At 52.6% G+C, this 18419-nt stretch carries 15 protein-coding genes, 1 tRNA gene and 3 pseudogenes; 5 read left to right on the plus strand and 14 right to left on the minus strand.

All coding sequences use genetic code 11. The features are described from left to right. Positions 1–340 precede the first annotated feature (340 nt). The 5 genes from AC2FJW_RS19300 to AC2FJW_RS19320 all read right to left on the minus strand — a co-directional run bounded on the left by AC2FJW_RS19300 (position 341) and on the right by AC2FJW_RS19320 (position 5416). Positions 341–604, minus strand: coding sequence for a hypothetical protein (locus AC2FJW_RS19300; RefSeq protein ID WP_496751120.1), 264 nt, complete (start codon positions 602–604; stop codon positions 341–343). A 192-nt stretch (positions 605–796) separates the two neighbouring features. Beyond that, positions 797–1381: a hypothetical protein gene (locus tag AC2FJW_RS19305; RefSeq protein ID WP_496693062.1), complete on the minus strand. Its 585-nt coding sequence runs from the start codon at positions 1379–1381 to the stop codon at positions 797–799. A 258-nt stretch (positions 1382–1639) separates the two neighbouring features. Beyond that, positions 1640–2419 (minus strand): sulfotransferase family protein, encoded by a 780-nt coding sequence (locus AC2FJW_RS19310; protein ID WP_496751122.1) that lies wholly within the window; start codon positions 2417–2419, stop codon positions 1640–1642. 84 nt (positions 2420–2503) lie between these two features. Continuing rightward, complete coding sequence (locus tag AC2FJW_RS19315; RefSeq protein WP_282021687.1) at positions 2504–3307, minus strand: hypothetical protein; 804 nt, start codon at positions 3305–3307, stop codon at positions 2504–2506. Positions 3308–3388: 81 nt separating this feature from the next. Then, a complete protein-coding gene (locus AC2FJW_RS19320; RefSeq protein ID WP_496693061.1) occupies positions 3389–5416 on the minus strand; it encodes a galactosyltransferase-related protein in 2028 nt (675 codons plus the stop codon). Positions 5417–5594: 178 nt separating this feature from the next. Here AC2FJW_RS19320 and AC2FJW_RS19325 point away from each other — a divergent pair, with 178 nt between their 5' ends. After that, positions 5595–5822: a hypothetical protein gene (locus AC2FJW_RS19325; protein ID WP_496751134.1), complete on the plus strand. Its 228-nt coding sequence runs from the start codon at positions 5595–5597 to the stop codon at positions 5820–5822. 8 nt (positions 5823–5830) lie between these two features. Here the strand turns inward: AC2FJW_RS19325 and AC2FJW_RS19330 are convergent. From AC2FJW_RS19330 to AC2FJW_RS19345, 4 genes and pseudogenes are all read right to left on the minus strand, one after another. Then, positions 5831–5956: pseudogene (locus AC2FJW_RS19330) on the minus strand (IS3 family transposase); the annotation flags it as partial. Beyond that, positions 5952–6068: pseudogene (locus tag AC2FJW_RS19335) on the minus strand (IS5/IS1182 family transposase); the annotation flags it as partial. The pseudogenes AC2FJW_RS19335 and AC2FJW_RS19330, both read right to left, overlap by 5 nt. Before the next feature lie 132 nt (positions 6069–6200). Then, positions 6201–6284: pseudogene (locus AC2FJW_RS19340) on the minus strand (IS6 family transposase); the annotation flags it as partial. A gap of 143 nt (positions 6285–6427) precedes the next feature. Next, a tRNA-Thr gene (locus AC2FJW_RS19345) sits at positions 6428–6503 on the minus strand. Between the two features lie 176 nt (positions 6504–6679). Here AC2FJW_RS19345 and AC2FJW_RS19350 point away from each other — a divergent pair. The 3 genes from AC2FJW_RS19350 to arsJ are packed head-to-tail and all read left to right on the plus strand — an operon-like array spanning position 6680 to position 9764. Further along, the gene (locus tag AC2FJW_RS19350; RefSeq protein ID WP_496751123.1) at positions 6680–7513 is read left to right on the plus strand and encodes an arsenate reductase/protein-tyrosine-phosphatase family protein; all 834 of its coding nucleotides are present in this window, start codon (positions 6680–6682) and stop codon (positions 7511–7513) included. Further along, a complete protein-coding gene (locus AC2FJW_RS19355) occupies positions 7510–8508 on the plus strand; it encodes an ArsJ-associated glyceraldehyde-3-phosphate dehydrogenase (RefSeq protein ID WP_496751125.1) in 999 nt (332 codons plus the stop codon). Before AC2FJW_RS19350 ends, AC2FJW_RS19355 begins: the two co-directional genes overlap by 4 nt. Then, complete coding sequence (gene arsJ / locus AC2FJW_RS19360) at positions 8505–9764, plus strand: organoarsenical effux MFS transporter ArsJ (protein WP_496751127.1); 1260 nt, start codon at positions 8505–8507, stop codon at positions 9762–9764. Before AC2FJW_RS19355 ends, arsJ begins: the two co-directional genes overlap by 4 nt. 411 nt (positions 9765–10175) lie before the next feature. Here the strand turns inward: arsJ and AC2FJW_RS19365 are convergent, their stop codons facing one another. From AC2FJW_RS19365 to AC2FJW_RS19385, 5 genes are all read right to left on the minus strand, one after another. Further along, positions 10176–12575 (minus strand): trimethylamine N-oxide demethylase, encoded by a 2400-nt coding sequence (locus tag AC2FJW_RS19365; RefSeq protein WP_496751129.1) that lies wholly within the window; start codon positions 12573–12575, stop codon positions 10176–10178. Then, a complete protein-coding gene (locus AC2FJW_RS19370; protein WP_142640214.1) occupies positions 12572–12943 on the minus strand; it encodes a cupin domain-containing protein in 372 nt (123 codons plus the stop codon). Before AC2FJW_RS19370 ends, AC2FJW_RS19365 begins: the two co-directional genes overlap by 4 nt. A 1-nt stretch (position 12944) precedes the next feature. Continuing rightward, positions 12945–14927, minus strand: coding sequence for an ABC transporter permease (locus AC2FJW_RS19375; protein ID WP_496751131.1), 1983 nt, complete (start codon positions 14925–14927; stop codon positions 12945–12947). Beyond that, positions 14927–15955, minus strand: coding sequence for a quaternary amine ABC transporter ATP-binding protein (locus tag AC2FJW_RS19380; protein WP_496751133.1), 1029 nt, complete (start codon positions 15953–15955; stop codon positions 14927–14929). Before AC2FJW_RS19380 ends, AC2FJW_RS19375 begins: the two co-directional genes overlap by 1 nt. Before the next feature lie 83 nt (positions 15956–16038). Next, entirely contained in the window at positions 16039–16992 is a 954-nt protein-coding gene (locus AC2FJW_RS19385; RefSeq protein ID WP_271951752.1) for an ABC transporter substrate-binding protein, read from the minus strand. A 239-nt stretch (positions 16993–17231) separates the two neighbouring features. On the opposite strand from AC2FJW_RS19385, the gene AC2FJW_RS19390 reads away from it, so the two are divergent. Further along, entirely contained in the window at positions 17232–18167 is a 936-nt protein-coding gene (locus AC2FJW_RS19390; RefSeq protein WP_496694612.1) for a LysR substrate-binding domain-containing protein, read from the plus strand. Positions 18168–18419 lie beyond the last annotated feature (252 nt).

An 18419-nucleotide genomic window follows, 5' to 3' on the forward strand; every position in this document is an offset into this window, starting at 1 on the left:
AAGCTGGCCTCCATCGCAGATACCGGCTTGAATCACGATCAGCGGGCGCTGTGAATCCCTTTTGTCAACACGACCTAGTCAGAAATTCGATTCATGGTTCCGTGATCAGTTGAATCAATAAATCAGTCAGAGAATGAGGCCCTATAGTATAACGATTTTTCATAGCTCTCCCTTAAGGAGCGCAGTTGCCGTGGAAAGTCAAGCCGCTGAGGCATGAAATTTCCGTCTGACGCGAAAGATCACGAGATGCGCGCGTTCGACAGTGCCGCGCCCTCTTCAACGCGCGCTCAATGTCGTTCAACCAACCCGCTCGTCGTTGCCCAGGCACTGATCCCTCACCTCACCGCCGGGCAAACGTCGCACGATCCATCCCCAGCCGCCTAGCCGCCTCGGAACAATTCCGCCCCGCCTTCTTAAAGACCTCAACCAGTTCCGCTTCGCTTGGATGCCCCACATGAGCCGGAAACCCCAACCTGCGCCTCTGCTCCTGTATCCAATTGGCATCAACCCCATGCTTCCGCGCGATCTGGATATCGGAAACCTCTGCCTCAAAACCCTTCTTCAGCAGCGCATCAAAATCAAACCACTCAAGCGCCTCCAGCAACGCAGCCCGCCGGGCAGGGAAGGCCTCCCTCAGCTCACGCAGCCACCGTTACAATCAACTATGGAGATTACTGCCGTGAGACCGAAACAATACTTCCCGAGTTTTCACAATACTCCACTGCGCGCCTAACGATGGATTCACGCAGTGAGTCCCTTACGGCATTTTTGTTCAACAAAGTTCCAAAAGAACAAGCTAAACACCGTAATATTGGGATTCTAAAGGGAACATACTTCTAATATGATTTCGAGATTCGCACCCCAATTTTGGTAGATTCTTGTCGTATGATTCATTCGTACGAACCTCTGAAACTCTGGTACCGATGACCTCGGATAAAAACTTTGCTAGTTCAGCTGCGTTTTCCAAGCGAAAGATGTGGTCTACCATCAACTCCCCGTTCGAACCCGCGGCACGCGCCTCTAGGCTAAGTGGCGAAAGGTTTTCCACCGATATCCAGCTCGGCCCGAGCTCCAACCATTCCTTTCGTATAGCAAGCTTGCCAGTACATACCCACGTTTCAAAATCAAGCGGTGCTGAAGCATCCCAGCCATTTGTGAAGGTGTATCGGCACAAAATATCTGGTTTGAAATATTTCCAATATGACCAGAGCATCTCGATTGGATCACGAACTGTAATTATGAAAGATAACTTTGAAACATCGTGCCTCCGTTCGCACAGATATTGGGCAAGAAATGGACCTGTGATATGAGGATGCAGCGATGGAAGCTGCCCGGCAGTATCAACGGCAATATCCCCAGGGGCAAGGTGAGGGTCGATCATGCGACGGAGACTAGTTGACCCACATCTTGGCTTGGACAACGCGACAAGATTCTTCGACAGCAAAGCTCTCATGATTTACCGGGAAAAATGCTACTAGGTCGATACAATTCCAGTGGCACGCCGACACTCCTAAGTTTCACGATTTTTAGGTACTCTGTAGCAATAGCAGACCGAGCAAGCAAGTTTTTGCAATGCTTTGACAATTTCACTGGCAAAGACAAATGGCATCGAGAGAAAGATAACAGAGTACCGAGTGTGTCAGCCACGCTCATCCCATCGTGGGTAACCATAGACATCAAAATCACGGGAGAAAAGTTCATTAACCAAATCTACGTGTTCCTTGGCATAAAACCGCTTCAATTTTTCGTCAGCTTTAGTTGGGCTAAATCCGACATCCGCTTGCGTTGGAAATTCGAAATCTGCACCCATTTGGTGTAAGGCGATTTTTGCGTCGTGGGCCATATTCTCGAAACGACCTAGAAAATCAATCTTAACAGTTGGATGCTGCAAAATTTCACACTGCGGTGTCCAATGTTCATCGTTTGCATAAAACGATTCTTTCCTCTTCGCTTTAATCCATTCTAAGAATGTAAGAAAATCGACCGTATTCGGAGCGTAGATATAATTTGCGATCCTGGCCCGGAAACCCTTTGGCCTATCGAATCTTTCAAACCTGATAACATCATCGAAAACTAAGTCGAAATAGTCTTTGCTTTTGGGTGAATCTACTCGTCTGTTAATGCTATCAAATTTGTTCAAATAGGCCGAAAGTATGCGAGAATAAGGATCGCGAACAAATGCCATTTTCTTAACATCTTCGTTACTCAGCACTTCGGAATCTTCTTTGACTGTTCTGTCAAGAAAGTGAAACCCCGATTTCTCTCTATTGTGTGCTATGTTCTTTCGATTAAAGTCTTCATGCCCTAATAGTCTTCGAAGAACAATTTTCCAATTCGTGCATGCGACTTTTGGCACATAGCCAAAAGCGATTTTTTTACTTTCCAAGTAAATGAAATTCTCATGAACTCTTGAGTTCATTCTACCCTTCCGCTTGCTCCTTAGCATGACATTAACCTATAGGCGGGTGAAGGCTCTTCAAATTTAATGCGTTTCTTCCGGTTTTCAGCTAACATTATTCAAACGCTTCCTTCTTCTCTGCACCCTCCAAAGATCATTCCAATAGGAGAAACGCCAAGGTGAACATAGTGCGACAAACCACCATTTACGCTGTTCTTTGACAATCTTGAGTTCATATTTCTTACTTCTATACCGCTTCGGCAAATAAAAGTAGATATCTCGCGAAGCGTTTACCGGTATTGATGAACCTCTCAATATTATGTCTTCCAAACGCGCAATTTTTTTTAGGTTCATTTCCACTATTGAAGGATGCACGTAGTCGACAAGGCTTGACAGATTATTTTCCGCTTGAATTTCTTTGTTTCGAGCAAAAACAACGGTGCTTTGCATTGTATCCCAATCGCTGAAACTTTCATTCCAGACTGCGGGTCGAATAGGGTCGAAAAGACAAAAATTCTCAACGAGAAATAAAATTCCCCAAAAGCTTGGCCATGAAATCATCAGGCTTTCGTTCAGTTGAAACGAATTCGGTTTAGGTGTAAAAACAACAAAGTTGGCGTATTTTGCTATGGCTTCTACACTTCTCTGAGCTTCGTATAGTGAGTCTGCTGGAACTCCAGCAGTTACATGAATTACTCTATGTGAAGGATCAAATTCGCCTTGTTGGGAAACTACTTCATCCAATTGATCAAATGTTGCGATGGCAACGTTGGCAAACCCTGCTTTTTGGTACGCCTCAGACCATTCAACAGGCTTGTGTCCTTCAATGATTACAACTGAAGTCGAGCGAACGGGCCGCATCGACATAACTTGCTCTAGGGCAATGTCTCTTACTTTTGCATCACTCATTTGGAAACCATGGCTGGAGAGGGCACTGCTCGGATTCTGAATCTGGCTGCCTTGGGAAAGTATTTCGCGCGCCTGGAAGGGTCAAAAATCCACTCCCGAAATCTCAAGCATTTGGTTGACAGAAAAATAATGGGCCACTTCAGTAAATGAACTCCAACTGCTGCCTAGCAATATGGGCGCGCGGGCAAGCAACAGCATATCTGCAAGCCCGTAAACTAGTTGATCCTCTGATCGGCTGTAGTCGGTTCTAGGGAGCCAAACCGCATTGTCTGAGTATTTTGAAACGAAGGTCTCATATGCCTCTGCGTTGTCTGAAGCGAGGAATATACTGAGACTGCTGGATTCCATTAAAAGAGAATCCAATCTCTTAAAAAAGTATCCATAGTGAGACCTGTCTCTGGCCCGCCTAATCATTTCCTCTTCGGACTTTGTCCAATCACCGGGAACATCTTCTTCCTGGCGTTTCGTAGCACCCCCACTCATTCGGATGTGAACTGAGACATCATTCGGGGACCGTACGGAATCAATAAGCTCTTGAACTCGGACAGCGGGCTTTAGAGCGCGGAGAAATTTCCTCTCTTGATCGATCGTTTTGTGGTCGCCAATTATTCGGTACGCCGACTTCACAATGACATCTTGTGCCTTGTGAATTTTGGGCTTTGATAAAAAAGAATGCCTGACTGATTTGTCCATCAAATCCAGCTTTAGGGCGTTATCATAGTTTTCATTTAGATCGCTTTCAACTGCACCTTCGAATTCGAATAAGCTGGAAAAATTACAATCACAGTGTTCATCCCGTATCCACCGAATGACGAGTTCGCGTGAGGTCGCTTCAGCGTAAACTGCAGCCGATCCAATTGCCCTCAAACGGTTTCCCAAACCGTGCTGCGCATCGATTATCAGTTTTGGCCGGGAGTTGATGTGCTTTTGCGGTTGCGGTATCGACACCAGGTTCTCATTGTCTGACGAAATAGACCAAATTGCGTCATTGAGATCCAGAGTCGCCAATGCATCGTCCACAGACGATAACGGAGCGGTAATAACCGACGACCCCAATCTGGATTCCAGGGCTTGAATAGCGGCTTCTGCGCGTTCGGTTCGTGATCCAATCAGAGATGGATTTACGCCGAATGGTTGGCTTCTCCGTACTGTCGTCATGGCCTTGGCTTCTGTCAGCGAATTGAACTTGGACATAGGAGTGGAGATGTCCCACGGGGATGCTGATGTCGCCAGAATTTTGTTCAATTTAATCCAGAATATGGGAAGTGCCTCAATTTCATCCCATGCACACAAAAACTCCTTCTGGGAAGGTGCAACACGTCCGATATCCTCATGATCGATATGGCGGATTGTTTGTGATGCTACATCTTGCCTTGGAACACCCGATTGCGTGAGGCGTTCATAAAGATCATCGTCATCCCAACCGTATGTAACAATCCGTTCGTTGAAACCGTTGACGGCAAGTAGTTGATCTCGACCAACGGCAAAAAGCCCGTTCACATGTGATTGTCCTTCGGCTGCGGATGTCCAGTTTCCTGCAATCAAGAGTTCTTCGGCTAAATCGTTTTCTTCGAAAAATGTCGAGCTGAGCAGCACATCGCTGTCTACTTTGAGAATTATTGACCTGGAGGTCGCTCGAAATCCAAGGTTGTAAGCGTGCGAAAGTATCCAACTCCCTTCGTCTTCAACTCTTACTATTCGCACCCTCGGATCTTCAATGCCAGCGTCTCTCAACGTGACAGAAACCGGATACGTAGAAGACCAATCAACTATGACAACTTCGTCGACTTCATCATGGGCTAGCCAAGTCGGAATCGTTTCGGTTAAATGTGCGTTTCTATTCATGCAGCATGTAACCAATGAAACACCCTTTTGAACGCCGCAGTTGGTCACAAATCCTTTGTTAGAAGATGCCACTCTTGGCAGTTCATTTCGTAGTTCGGGGCGCTGAAGTAGTCCGACAAAAGTCGATGCAATATCCTCTCTGGACTTAGAATTCCTTTTTGACAGTTGAGTGCGAACCATACTTTGAAAGACAGCTCTTGCGTCTGACGGTTTATCCTTTAGAGACGCCTGAAGAGTATCCAATTTTATTTTTGAAGTATTCATTTCGCTTTCCGCGCATAGTCCAACATAAATTCGCACTGAATGTCATTTATTGGTATTTTGACATTATGTAAATTTTGTAGCTGCCCCGACTGCGGATCTTGCAAACTAACCCACAACCCCGAAGCTCTTGCTGGCACCTATCGAACTCTAGCGAGCTTTACAATACACCTGCAAGACTATGTTTGGTTCTGTCAGGCTTTGTTGCATGGATCATGACTTAGGCGAGTTTACCCATTACTCCATCACTTCAGATGACGCGCTCATACATCGCACGACCGAGACCTGTCATGCGGTTGAGCGCCTTTGCCGCTACTTTCGTTTCGGCGATTTGACGGCCAAAATCACGCGCTTGCAGGCCATCACCTATAACCTGTTTCCATCTGCCGATTTGAGCTTCAACCTGTGATCGCTGGTTGATCCCGGTTCGATGTATGCCGTCCTGGCGCCGACAGCGGCAATCCAGTCCCGAACGGCCCGTGCAACAAACTCAGGGCCGTTGTCTGAACGGATATAGGAAGGTGTGCCTCGCAGGATGAACAAGGCGGTGGTTGATCGGTTTGCGTCCGTTCGGGGCACGGACTGCAAGGATGAACCGTTCAAAAAACGCCCACTCCTCGTCCGACATTAGGTTTCTTGCCAAGCTGGCCTCCATCGCAGATACCGGCTTGAATCACGATCAGCGGGCGCTGTGAATCCCTTTTGTCAACACGACCTAAGTCGTTGATTTCTTTGGGCAGGTCCACTCCTGCACGGCTCACCACTTTTTACATAACACCAAGGCGTTACGCAGGATCAGATTGAAGCGAACGTATAGCCACACCGCATGTGCGATGATCTGCCGAGGAGAGCCGTGGCGATTGTAGCTGATCGGCGATGGCTTCTTCGATGTCACCTTCGTCCAATTACGGGTGTGAGAATCCAAATGGCAAGTTGACGGGACAAAACCCTTCGAACTGCAGAAATCACTCTACGTTCGAGGGTTTGCGATTTCTGCCGACCTCTGAAAGTAAATGGTGCCTCAAGAGGGACTCGAACCCCCGACCTTGTCCTTACGAAGGACCTGCTCTACCAGCTGAGCTATTGAGGCAAGCGAGGCTCGTTTAAACCCTCATGCGGGTGCTTGCAAGCGGTGAAACCCCGGGTTTTCTGACCTCAGAAACACCTGTTTCCGCATTTCGTTATCACCGCTCATAGAGGGTCCGGTTCGCACTGGAGAACGTAACCGGGTTGACTTCAACCGTATAATTCCATAATTCATGAAATATGGATATTAAAGCAACAGAACAACTGGCGACTTTGGGTCACCCGCAACGGCTTTCAGTGTTTCGCATGTTGATGCGACGCTTTCCTGACGCTGTCCCGGCCGGAGAGCTTGCCTTGGGGCTGGGGATCAAGCCCAACACATTATCGAACTATCTGAACGCGTTGCGACAGGCGGGGCTGGTCCGGCAGAATCGGTCTGGTACCTCTTTGCTCTACTCGATCGAGATGCAGAATGTGCAGCAGATGCTGGATTACCTACTGAACGATTGCTGCCGCGGACGCCCCGAAATCTGTATCCAGTCAGGCTGGGAAAGCGACAGATCAGCGGACCGAAAATATAACGTTCTTTTCCTGTGCGTTGGCAATTCCGCCCGTTCGATATTTGCTGAATCTATCCTTCGCGCGCTGGCGGGTGAGCGTTTCAACGCATATTCTGCGGGAACGCAGCCTTCATCCGGGCTCAACCCTATAGCGGTGCAGGTCCTTAAGGACAAAGGGCATGATGTTTTGGCTCTGCGCTCGAAACATATGTCAGAATTTGCCACCTCTGACGTGCCCGAGATGGATTTTGTCTTTACCGTCTGCAATCAGGCCGCGAATGAGGAATGCCCGGCCTGGGATGGCCAGCCGATCAGCGGTCACTGGGGCGTGGTCGACCCGGTCATGGCGGCAGGCACGAAGGCTGAAAAAAGCCTGGCCTTCCAGAACGCCTATGGTTCGCTCAGGCGCAGGATCGAGGCCTTTACCTCGCTGCCGGTCGAAAGCCTCGACCGGATCGCCTTGCAATCTGCTGTCGACGATATTGCCAGAACATCTGACGAGGACATGACATGACAACCTACGCCGTGAATGGCCTTGGCCGGATGGGCAAGCTGGCCCTGAAACCACTATTGGAGAAAGGCGCAAAGATTGCCTGGATCAATGACGGGATCGGTGATCCAGAAATGCACGCGCATTTGCTGGAATTCGACACGGTTCATGGCCGCTGGGAAGCAGATTTTGACTATGACAAAGACAGCGTCACCATAGAGGGTATGCGCTTGCCGTTTGTCGGTACCCGCGACCTGAACGCGCTGCCACTGGACGGGGTCGACGTGGTGATTGACTGCACCGGCGCCTTCAAAACCGAGACCAAGCTGGCGCCATATTTTGATGCAGGCGTCAGGAAGGTTGTCGTCTCGGCACCGGTCAAGGATGGCCCGACCGCCAATATCGTGATGGGCGTGAACGAAGGCACATATGATCCGAGCGCGCATCACATCGTGACGGCTGCGTCCTGCACCACCAACTGCCTGGCGCCGGTGGTCAAGGTGATCCACGAAAATCTGGGCATTCGGCACGGGTCGATGACCACGATCCATGATGTGACGAATACGCAGACCATCGTGGACCGACCCGCCAAAGACCTGCGCCGCGCGCGCTCGGCCCTGAATTCGCTGATCCCAACCACCACCGGCTCGGCCACGGCAATCACCTTGATCTACCCCGAGCTGACAGGCCGGTTGAACGGCCACGCGGTCCGGGTGCCGCTGCTGAATGCCTCGCTGACCGATTGCGTGTTCGAAGTGGAGCGGGAAACAACCGTCGAAGAGGTCAACGCGTTTTTCAAAGAAGCCGCCGATGGAGATTTGAAGGGTATTCTGGGTTATGAGACCCGCCCTCTGGTGTCGACCGACTATACCAATGATCAGCGTTCTTCGATCATCGACGCCCCGTCGACGATGGTGGTGAACGGCAGCCAGGTAAAGATCTACGCCTGGTATGACAATGAGATGGGATACGCGCACCGTCTGGTCGACGTCGCGCTCATGGTCGGTGCCGCGCTGTGACCCAGCGGCCCGAAGGTTTGTCGGCCTATATCGCGGTCACGGCAGCCTATTGGGCATTCATGCTGACCGACGGCGCCCTCCGTATGCTGGTGCTGCTGCATTTTCATACGATGGGCTTCTCTCCGGTCCAGCTGGCTTATCTGTTTGTACTGTATGAAATCGCCGGCATCGGCACCAATCTGGCGGCGGGCTGGCTAGCGGCTCGGTTTGGGTTGACCTCGACACTTTATGCGGGGCTTGGCCTGCAGGTGGGGGCGCTGCTGCTGCTGACTCAACTAGACCCTAATTGGGCAATTCCTGCCAAAGTGGCCTTTGTCATGATCGTTCAGGGTGCCAGCGGCGTGGCCAAGGATCTGGCCAAGATGTCATCGAAATCCGCTGTGAAACTGCTGGCTCCGACCGAGGATGGTGGCCTGTTTCGTTGGGTGGCCCTTCTGACGGGGTCCAAGAATGCCGTTAAGGGGTTGGGCTTTTTGCTGGGCGCAGGTCTGCTGGCCACGTTTGGTTTTAACTGGGCGGTTCTGGCCATGGCCAGCGTTCTGGGCGTCATCTTGATTTCGGTGATTTTGTTCATGCCGCCGGGCCTGCCCAAAGGGCGTAAAGGCGCAAAATTCTCTGAGGTTTTTTCGAAATCCCCCAATATCAACTGGCTGTGCCTGTCCCGCATGTTTCTGTTTGGCGCGCGCGATGTGTGGTTTGTGGTCGGGATTCCGATCTATTTCTATGCGGTATTGTCCGACGGGTCCGAAACCGGGAACCGAGCGGCCTTTTTCATGATCGGGACATTCATGGCGGCCTGGATCGTCCTATACGGCGCAGTTCAGGCCAGCGCCCCAAAGATCCTGCGCGCCTCTGACCGGTCCGAGCCCCAATTAATCCGCGCCGCGCGCGATTGGGCCGTAACCTTGTTCTGCGTGCCTGCCGCCCTGACCGTCGCTGTGGCTTTGTCCTCGGGGTCCGCCACTTGGTTGACCATTACGCTGGTGATCGGCTTGCTGATCTTTGGAGTGATCTTTGCCGTGAACTCTTCGCTGCATTCCTATCTGATCCTGTCCTTTTCTCAGGCCGAGCGGGTCACGATGGATGTCGGTTTCTATTACATGGCCAACGCGGCCGGCCGATTGCTGGGCACAGTGCTGTCTGGCCTCACTTACCAGATCGGTGGTTTGGCAATGGTTCTGGGAACAGCCGCAACAATGGTCGCTCTGTCCGCCATGGCCTCGGACAGGATGCAGGACCGTTTGGCGGTGGGTTAGCATTCTCACCAAGCTTGCTCGCGAATGCGGCATGGACGTCATTATTTTTGCGGATGAATTCTGTGACGGGGCAAGTGGAATTAGCCCCTACATGTTACGCTATCCGGCAGAAACGCTTTATTGGCGATGCTGCAGGGCATTTCAACGGATCCAATTTGTTGTTTCAAAATCTCAGTGGCACACTCGGGAAGCGCGCAAAGCCACGCGTTCGAAAGCTCACTGAAGCAAAAGACTATTTTGATTGGTACCCAAGCAATAAGGCTTGCAGTGGTTCGTGGCCGACCGCTCAGCCTTAACAATCCGATGTCACTGCCCGGTGGCATTTGACCTGGAATGCCACCACTCGAGTTGCATGAGGTCCGAGCAGCAGCATTCCTTGGTCGGGTAGAAGTTAATGTCACACCACCGTGGCTATTCTGCAGCGTTCGAAACCGTCGCTTCTGCGTACATTCCCTTCACACGTTCCTTTGTTGGATCGAAATGCGGGAATGGCACGATCTTGGCTTTCAACCGCTTTTGTTGGCCGTCCAGCTGCCCGATTTCGATGTCCGCTCCAACGATGGCATGGGTAACCGAAATCCGACCCAAAGCGATGACCTTGCCGAGGATGGGTGATTTCATCGCGCTGGTAATCTCTCCGACCTGCGCTTTCCCAACGCGCACGCAGTCACCGGGTGAGGGGACAGTACCCCCTTCGATCTCAAATCCAACCAGTTTGCGGTGTGGGTGGGCCTTGCGCTCCTCTATCGCCGCCCGCCCGATGAAGTCGTCGGTCTTTGATTTCAGCGGCACAGTAAAGCCGATGCCGGCCTCGAACGGATCGGTCTGATCGTCGAATTCTGACCCGGCAAAGATCAGACCGCCCTCGATCCGCAACATGTCCAATGCGGCCAGGCCCAAAGGCGCAATGCCATACTCTTGGCCCACCTCCCAGAAACGATCAAAGATTTCGACGGCATCCTTGGGATGGCAGAAGATTTCATACCCAAGCTCTCCGGAATAGCCGGTCCGAGAAATTACAACAGAAGTCCCCTGCACATCACCAACCCGCGCGACCGAAAGCCGGAACCACGGCAGTTCGTCGATCGTTGGTTGCTGAGGCGGTGTCCAGAATATCTTGGAAAGTATGTCGCGGCTATGCCGCCCCTGAACTGCAATGTTGTGCAACTGGTCCGTAGAGTTGCGCACCCAGACATTCATATTGCGTTTGAGCGCCTGTTCCTGCAGCCACAACCCGCTGGTGTCATTCCCACCGATCCAGCGGAAGTTCGTCTCACCCAACCGGTAGACGGTGCCATCGTCGATCATACCGCCGTGCTCATAGCACATGGCCGTATAAACGACCTGACCAACGCTCAGTTTTTTCATGTTGCGGGTCACGCAAAGCTGCATCAGTTCTTCGGCGTCAGGTCCCACGACTTCGTATTTGCGCAGCGGGCTGAGGTCCATGACAGCAACCTTGTCCCGGCAAGCCCAATATTCGGCAATCGCGCCATGATTGGTCATCGTGTTGGGCAGCCAATAGCCATTGTATTCGACGAAATCACGGGTGTGCCGTGCAAAGCAGTCGTGAAATGCTGTTTTCTTAGTTTCTTCCACATCCGCCTCCGCAGATTTTCTATAGCCATAGGACCGCTTGAATTCCTCGGTCGCCTTATAGGTTCGCACTTGAATGTCTGTTGGATTCCAGCCATTTGCCGGGTCGATATCGCAGGGACAGCCCGTGCTGACGCAAACCAGATCGGTCAGGGCGCGCAGCAGGACGAAGTCACCGGGTCGCGACCACGGATCGTCCATGCCAATGGCGTTGGTGTCATCCAGCATCGTGTTGAAAAAGAAGTTGATCGCTGGCCAGCCACCGCGCGGCTTGATGCCATATTGGTCCAGATCCTTGTTGATATTGTCCGAACAATTCACATGGCCGGGATAGCCAAGGTCTTCGTAATATCGCGCCGTACAGGCCAGACCGAACGTGTCATGGCGCCCACAGGTATCTTGAACGATTTCGATCAGAGGCTCTTGATCTACTGACCAGTACTTTGAGAAAATCCCGGGTTGAGGATACAAGCTGCCCATCAGGCTGCGTGTTGTTGTCGGGTCGATTTCACGCTCGATCCCCTGATCCAGTGCGCGGCGGCTGAAGGCCTGAAAATCGGAACACTCTCGGCCACGAATATCGACGATCTGGATGAATTCACCGGCCTTCACTTCATATGAGTGCGCATTTCCCGGCTGAATATTGAAATCCTTAAGCGGATCGGCCAGCGGATCGGGTGGTCCGACATCGGGCTTTTCCAATCCGGGCGCTGAGCGCTGGATGTACAAGATGATATCCGTAGGAGGGTTGTTGTCCTCGGGGCGCATAGCCTTGCCTGGTGCAGCGACAATCAAAAGACCATCGCTTTCCGCCACGAAATGCACCATGTCGCCGGGGCGTGACCCGTCAGCGAATGCCCGGATTGCGTCGCCTTTTCCGATGTCGAAGCCCGCGATTTCCAATGCACGCAAAACTTTCTTGCCAGATGCTGATCCATTTGCGAGGGTTGCGATCAAACCTTCGGGCCGTCCATGCCCCTGTGTGCCCAGCATGGCTGCATCGGAGCTTCGGTCAGGAGAAAAGAAGACCATCTCAGCCGGTTGCATCCCATCGCGGTCCAGTAGCGTGATGGTATCGCCCTTGGACACCGGTACCGCGCGCGACCCCATTCCGGGGATCGGGTGGCGTTCCGTTCCATGCGGCAGGATCGGAAGGCCGGGGGCCAGAACCCCGCTGCGTTCGAATGGAACTTCGAAGACCGGCTTCACATTCATAGTGTGTTTTCCTGAATGGCTTCGGTTGCACCACGATGGGTAACCACCAAGAGGCATCCCGCCTCGGTTCGCGAATAGTGGCTGAACCCGGCAGCAAGGCTGACAAAATCGCCGCTGCGATATCGAAACCCGTCGTGGTCGGTCAGATCGCCCTCAAGCACAAAGAACTCTTCCGGCCCGTAATGGACATGAGGGTTCGAACGTGTGCCTGGCGCCATCTTCATCAGATAGCTGCCTTGTCCGGTTTCTTCATCGAAACTGATATTCTTCCACCAGACCTGCGCATCGGGCAGGCCGTCCATCCGCATCCGGACAAATCCGGGGTCATCGAAGCGGATAACGGTGCGTGCGCTCTGCTGTTGGGCCATCTTAGTCGAGCCCCAACCGCTTTTTGCGCTGATCAGCCCAACTGCTAATCGCCATGTCGAAGGTAAGCGCCATCAGCGAGACATTCATGCCGAGCACAAAGTTCTTGCCCAGTTCGGTACCTGCCAGAGTTCGTTGAAGTTCCTGCCCCAGGTCCTGCGTTCCAATGAAGGCCGCGATAATGACCATGAAGAAGGCGAACATGATGGCTTGATTAAACCCGACCGCCATAGTTGGCAGCGCCAGAGGGAACTGAACCGACATGAGCTTTTGCCGGCGGGTCGAGCCGGACATATCTGCTGCCTCGGTCATTTCCGGCGGCACGTTGCTGAGGCCAATAATAGTGTACCGGATCAGCGGGACGGCGGCGAAGATCAGAATCGAGAACACAACCGCGACATCATTGACCCCGAACAACATGATCGCAGGGATCAAGTAAATGAAGCTGGGGAAGGTTTGCGCAGTGTCGCAAGCCAGCAAAATGCTCTTGGACCAACGCGCGGACCGCGCAGCGACAACGCCCAGGGGGATACCGATCATGGTTGCCAGCGCAACGGCCGAGATCACGGTATACAAAGTAATAACCGACCGATCCCACCAGCCCGAGAACGCGACAATCGTAAAGAAGACTGCTGCGTAGATGCCCGGCTTTCGGCCACCAACCCAATAAGCAAAGGAAACAACCAGCAGGATGAACGCGGGAGTTGGAATGGCGAGTAGCGTATTCCGGAATGGAATCAGAACCTTGACGTTCAGAAACCAGCGTAACCATTCGGTTGTCCCTTTGATCATGTCGATGGCCAGGAACGACTTGATAACCACGTCGATTTCTTTGCCCTGGCTGAGATGCTGCTTGCGGCCAATTTCGGCCAGGATCGGGAAGACCTGAGACAGCAGAGTGAACCCAACAAACAGACCCAGTGCGACCAGCGAAATCTGGTGGCGCTTCCACCACGGGGTGCCGCGTTCGAAGTGCACTGGCTGTTTGACGACCCAGGCCTTTGACATCCGATCCAACGTGACAGCCAGAAGGACGATGGTTACGCCAATCTCGAAAGAACGGCCCAGCTTGAAACTACCCATCATCGCCAGCAGTTTCGCGCCAAGACCGGGCATTCCGATAAAGGCGGTCAGAACAACCATCGCAAGACACAACATGATCACCTGATTGACGCCGACCAGAACCTCGGTCCGCGCGGCTGGAACGTAGACGTGGCGCAACATCTGCCATTTGGTACATCCAGACATCTGGCCTGCTTCGATCACTTCGGGGCTGACTTTTTTCAAGCCCAGAGTGGTCATCAGGATCATCGGCGGGATGGCAAAAGTAATTGTTGCGACGGCCCCAGCTGTCGGTCCGACCTTAAAAAAGATCACTGCTGGCAAGAGATACGTAAAGAAGGGCAGGGTTTGCAGCACGGACAGCATGGGTTTCAGCATCCGCTCGAACCAGCTGTATTTCCAGGCGGCGATGCCTAGTATCAAGCCCAAAAGAAACGCCAGCGGTGCGGCAACCACGATGACAGACATCGTCTGCATGGCGATCTTCCACTGCCCGATCGCGGCCGTCCAGATGAAGGTTCCCGCGCCTAATGCGGCCAGACGCCAACCACCTACGGCGTAGCCGACGACGGCTGCCACTGCGGCGATTGCGGACCATGGGATCGGACCTAGATTGGGCCAACGGCGCTTGCCTTCCAGAAGGTTCGCTGACGTATCCAGCAGGAACTCGAGCGGACCTTCGGCGATAAATCGTGTGACATAGATCAGGCCAAGATCATTTTGGATAAAGTAGAAGACTGCATCCAGAACCTGCGCCGTCGGCGGAATCGCGGCTTCGGGGATGCGGTTTAGCCATTCGGGCAGAACTCCGACAGCTTTGGCAACGATCAGCACGAAGGCGGCGGCCAGAAGTGTAGTCAGGACTCTGGTTTTTCCCCACGTCCCGTCTGAAGTGTCCGGTACTTCGGTGGACAGCGCCGCCATCATTCAGCTCCAAGCAGAACATTCAATGCGGCGTCACGTTCCAGAACACCGGTGACAACGCCATTGTCATCCGCCACCGGCAAAAGAATGCGGTTATCGTTGACAAGAACCCGCGCCAGTTCGTGAATGGTTGATCCACCATTGATTGGTGCGCCCTCCAAGGCATGACCGTTCACAGGTTTTGCCAGGCCTTTGGCATGTACGACCCGGGCCTTGTCGACATCTTCGGTAAACTTGGCCACGTACTCGGTGGCAGGGTTCATCACAATCTTGTCGGGGGTGTCACATTGTTCGACCGCGCCGTTGCGCATGATTGCAATCCGGTCTGCCAGACGTAGCGCTTCGTCAAAATCATGCGTGATGAAAACGATGGTTTTGCCCAGCATCTCTTGCAATCGCAGGAATTCATCCTGCATTTCGCGGCGGATCAGTGGATCAAGCGCCGAGAATGGCTCGTCCAGAAACCAGATATCGGGTTCAATGGCGAGCGACCGGGCGATTCCGACTCTTTGCTGTTGGCCGCCGCTCAATTCCCGTGGGAAGTATTCTTCCCGACCTTCAAGGCCCACCAACTTGATGACTTCCAGCGCGCGTTCGCGCCGATCATGACGATCTTGTCCGCGCATTTCCAACGGAAAGGCCACGTTGTCCAAAACCGTGCGATGTGGCAGCAGTCCGAAAGACTGAAACACCATGCCCATCTTGTTTCTGCGTAATTCAATCAGATCGCGCTCGCTCAGGCTCATGAGGTCCTGACCGTCAACCTCAATCGTTCCGCCTGTAATGTCGTGCAGGCGCGAAAAGCAACGTACCAGCGTCGACTTGCCTGACCCTGACAAACCCATGATGACCAGCATTTCGCCGCGGCCAACCTCAATCGAGACATCCTTGACACCGGCGATATACCCATCTGCACGGATTTCATCAAAACCGCGGCCAGCGGGCATGGACTTCAGGTAGCTCTCTGGCGAGGGCCCAAACAGTTTCCATACATTTTTGGCTGAGATGACAGGCGCTGTGGCGGACATGGCTGCCTAACTTTCTTGTTGAGCGCGGCCTTGCATCGATCAGATGGTCAAGGCCGCGCCAGTTTCGGTGGATGTAGCCGGGATTATGAGCTGCAGGAACTGATCCAAGGATCGACGACAGCGCGGTTGGCGTCCAGCCATTCTTCGGCGGCTTCTTCCGGTTCAAGCTCATCAGTGTCGACCAGCTTCGCCATCTCAGCAATCTGCGGATTGGTGAAAGAAATCTCTGTCAGGGCGCAATACGCGGCCGGCCATTTGTCTTTCATACCATCCCAGGCTGCCTTTTTCAGGTAACCTTTGGCGGGGTTGCCGCAATCATACAACGCATTCGGGTTAGGACCCTTGGCCGGGTCTTTGTCGCATCCGTCTTCCCATGCTGGGAACTCAACGAACTCACCAGGCCAGACGGCTTCGGCAAAGTTTGGCGTCCAGTTAAAAACCAGTACCGGCGTTTTGTCGGCCTCAGCCGCGCCAATCTCGGCCCAAAGGGCTGCGGCGGAACCCGCATTGATCACGGTAAAGTTCAGATCAAGTGCTTCGGCGCGTTCTTTACCATGCTTCAACCAGTCAACTGGACCATCCAGATACCGACCCTTGTCGCCGGTTTCGGCTGTCGCGAACAGGTGTGCGCAGTCGTTCAATGCATTCCAATCTGGCAGGCCTGGGCAGGATTCCTTGGTCCACATGGGATACCACCAATCCTCACGTGTAACGGCGTCATGATCGCCTGCGTCATGCAGGCCACCTTTTTCCAATGCCGCCCTGTAGGACGCGCCAAACGCGCCTTCCCAGACTTCCATCTCCAACGCCACATCGCCCAGGCGCACCGATTCATAGACCGCCTGGCTGTCGGTGGTGACGTATTCGACGTTGTTGCCCATCTCTTCAAAGATCAGGCCGACAACGTTCGACATCACGATCTGGCTGGACCAATTGTGAATTGGAATCACGATCGGGTCGCTGCTGTCTTCTGCAGTCGCCCCTGTTCCCGCTACTGCTGCCAAAGTTGCAGCAGAAAGGAGGTTTGTAAGTTTCATGTTTGCTCCCTGAGTGATGTTCATTTTTTAGGTTGTGGACTCTTCCGGCCCCGAATTTGTGCATTCTGCGCAGAATCGCCCCAGACGCAGAACAGAAATTTGAGGGTCTTTGACCATAAATTCTTGAGGCTAACCCGACTTTTTGCTATCTTAACAATTAGTTGCCTGATCGATTGCCAGCAGATGAGGCCAAATGTTTTTCGATCGCTATAACGTCCAGTTCGGGAATCTGCTCTGAAATGCCAAAGAAAACTTCAGTCACAGGGAAAGTCCTTCCGCCGCTCGACTATTTGTTGGCGTTTGAAGCTGCCGCAAAGGCGCAGAGCTTTGCGCAGGCCAGTAAGGTTCTGAACATCTCTGAAACGGCGATCAGCCGCAAAGTGCGGTTGCTAGAGCAACACTATGATGTGCCGTTGTTTGTGCGAGGGCACCGATCTGTTTCGCTTACCCAACAAGGGGCCATCCTGCTGGCAACCGTGGAGAAGTCGCTGGACCTGATGCGGGATGTCAGCCGGGATATGCTGGCCAAACATCAGGCCAACACGGTATCGATCTCCGCCACCAACTCTGTTGCTTCTCTTTGGCTGATGCCGCAACTTCGCAAGTTCAACAAATCAAATGGCCGCATCCGTATTTCGCTGGTCTCTTCTGACAGCGACGCAGAGTGCCTGTCGGATTCGATGGACTTGACGATCCTGCGTGGAGATGGCGATTGGCCGGGATACGAGGCACAGCTTTTGTTCGGAGAAACCGTATTTCCGGTCTGCAGCCCAGAGTATCTCAAGAGCAACCCCAAAGCGGCAGATATATCTGCGCTGCCGGAACTGGACCTTATTGAAGTGGCCAGTGGCCATGCAGAGTGGATGACATGGCGCACTTGGTTCAGCGGCAATGGAGTATCGACGTCCTCGATGGAACAGGCAGTGGAGTTCAATACCTATCCGTTGTCAGTGCAAGCAGCTGTCGATGGACTGGGAATTGCATTGGGTTGGGCCCATCTTGTTGATCCTTTGCTTGAAAGTGGCACTTTGGTCAGACCGGTTCTGGGCGCATCAGTGCGAACACAGTCCGGATACTACCTGTTAAAAAGGCCTCTTCACAAAGCTTTCCCAGAGCAGCGCATCGTTGAAGATTGGTTGCTTGGTCTCAGCGCGGGTCGGAAAAGATACGCCTGATTGCTGTGGCCAGCCTCTGTTTCCTTATGATGAATCCAGTAGCACCTCCAGGGAGTGTTAAACTCGCATATTGACCCTAGGGAATAAATATTTACTTTAAAGAAAAATATATGCGAATCTGGTTCGGCTCTTTGCCGTTCTGGTTGGAACACTATTGGCCTATTTTATGCAGGGAGACCGAAACCCAATGAGCTATAAATCTGACATCGAAATTGCGCGTGAGGCGAAGAAGAAGCCGATTCAGGAGATTGG

Source organism: Ruegeria sp. CDSA020, assembly GCF_059612345.1.

Bases quoted from the DNA above. Each gene is read 5' to 3' on its own strand.
- AC2FJW_RS19305 (WP_496693062.1), bottom strand. From the start codon at position 1,381: ATGATCGACCCTCACCTTGCCCCTGGGGATATTGCCGTTGATACTGCC.
- AC2FJW_RS19310 (WP_496751122.1), bottom strand. From the start codon at position 2,419: ATGAACTCAAGAGTTCATGAGAATTTCATTTACTTGGAAAGTAAAAAA.
- AC2FJW_RS19315 (WP_282021687.1), bottom strand. From the start codon at position 3,307: ATGAGTGATGCAAAAGTAAGAGACATTGCCCTAGAGCAAGTTATGTCG.
- AC2FJW_RS19320 (WP_496693061.1), bottom strand. From the start codon at position 5,416: ATGAATACTTCAAAAATAAAATTGGATACTCTTCAGGCGTCTCTAAAG.
- AC2FJW_RS19325 (WP_496751134.1), top strand. From the start codon at position 5,595: ATGTTTGGTTCTGTCAGGCTTTGTTGCATGGATCATGACTTAGGCGAG.
- AC2FJW_RS19350 (WP_496751123.1), top strand. From the start codon at position 6,680: ATGGATATTAAAGCAACAGAACAACTGGCGACTTTGGGTCACCCGCAA.
- AC2FJW_RS19355 (WP_496751125.1), top strand. From the start codon at position 7,510: ATGACAACCTACGCCGTGAATGGCCTTGGCCGGATGGGCAAGCTGGCC.
- AC2FJW_RS19365 (WP_496751129.1), bottom strand. From the start codon at position 12,575: ATGAATGTGAAGCCGGTCTTCGAAGTTCCATTCGAACGCAGCGGGGTT.
- AC2FJW_RS19370 (WP_142640214.1), bottom strand. From the start codon at position 12,943: ATGGCCCAACAGCAGAGCGCACGCACCGTTATCCGCTTCGATGACCCC.
- AC2FJW_RS19375 (WP_496751131.1), bottom strand. From the start codon at position 14,927: ATGGCGGCGCTGTCCACCGAAGTACCGGACACTTCAGACGGGACGTGG.
- AC2FJW_RS19380 (WP_496751133.1), bottom strand. From the start codon at position 15,955: ATGTCCGCCACAGCGCCTGTCATCTCAGCCAAAAATGTATGGAAACTG.
- AC2FJW_RS19385 (WP_271951752.1), bottom strand. From the start codon at position 16,992: ATGAAACTTACAAACCTCCTTTCTGCTGCAACTTTGGCAGCAGTAGCG.
- AC2FJW_RS19390 (WP_496694612.1), top strand. From the start codon at position 17,232: ATGCCAAAGAAAACTTCAGTCACAGGGAAAGTCCTTCCGCCGCTCGAC.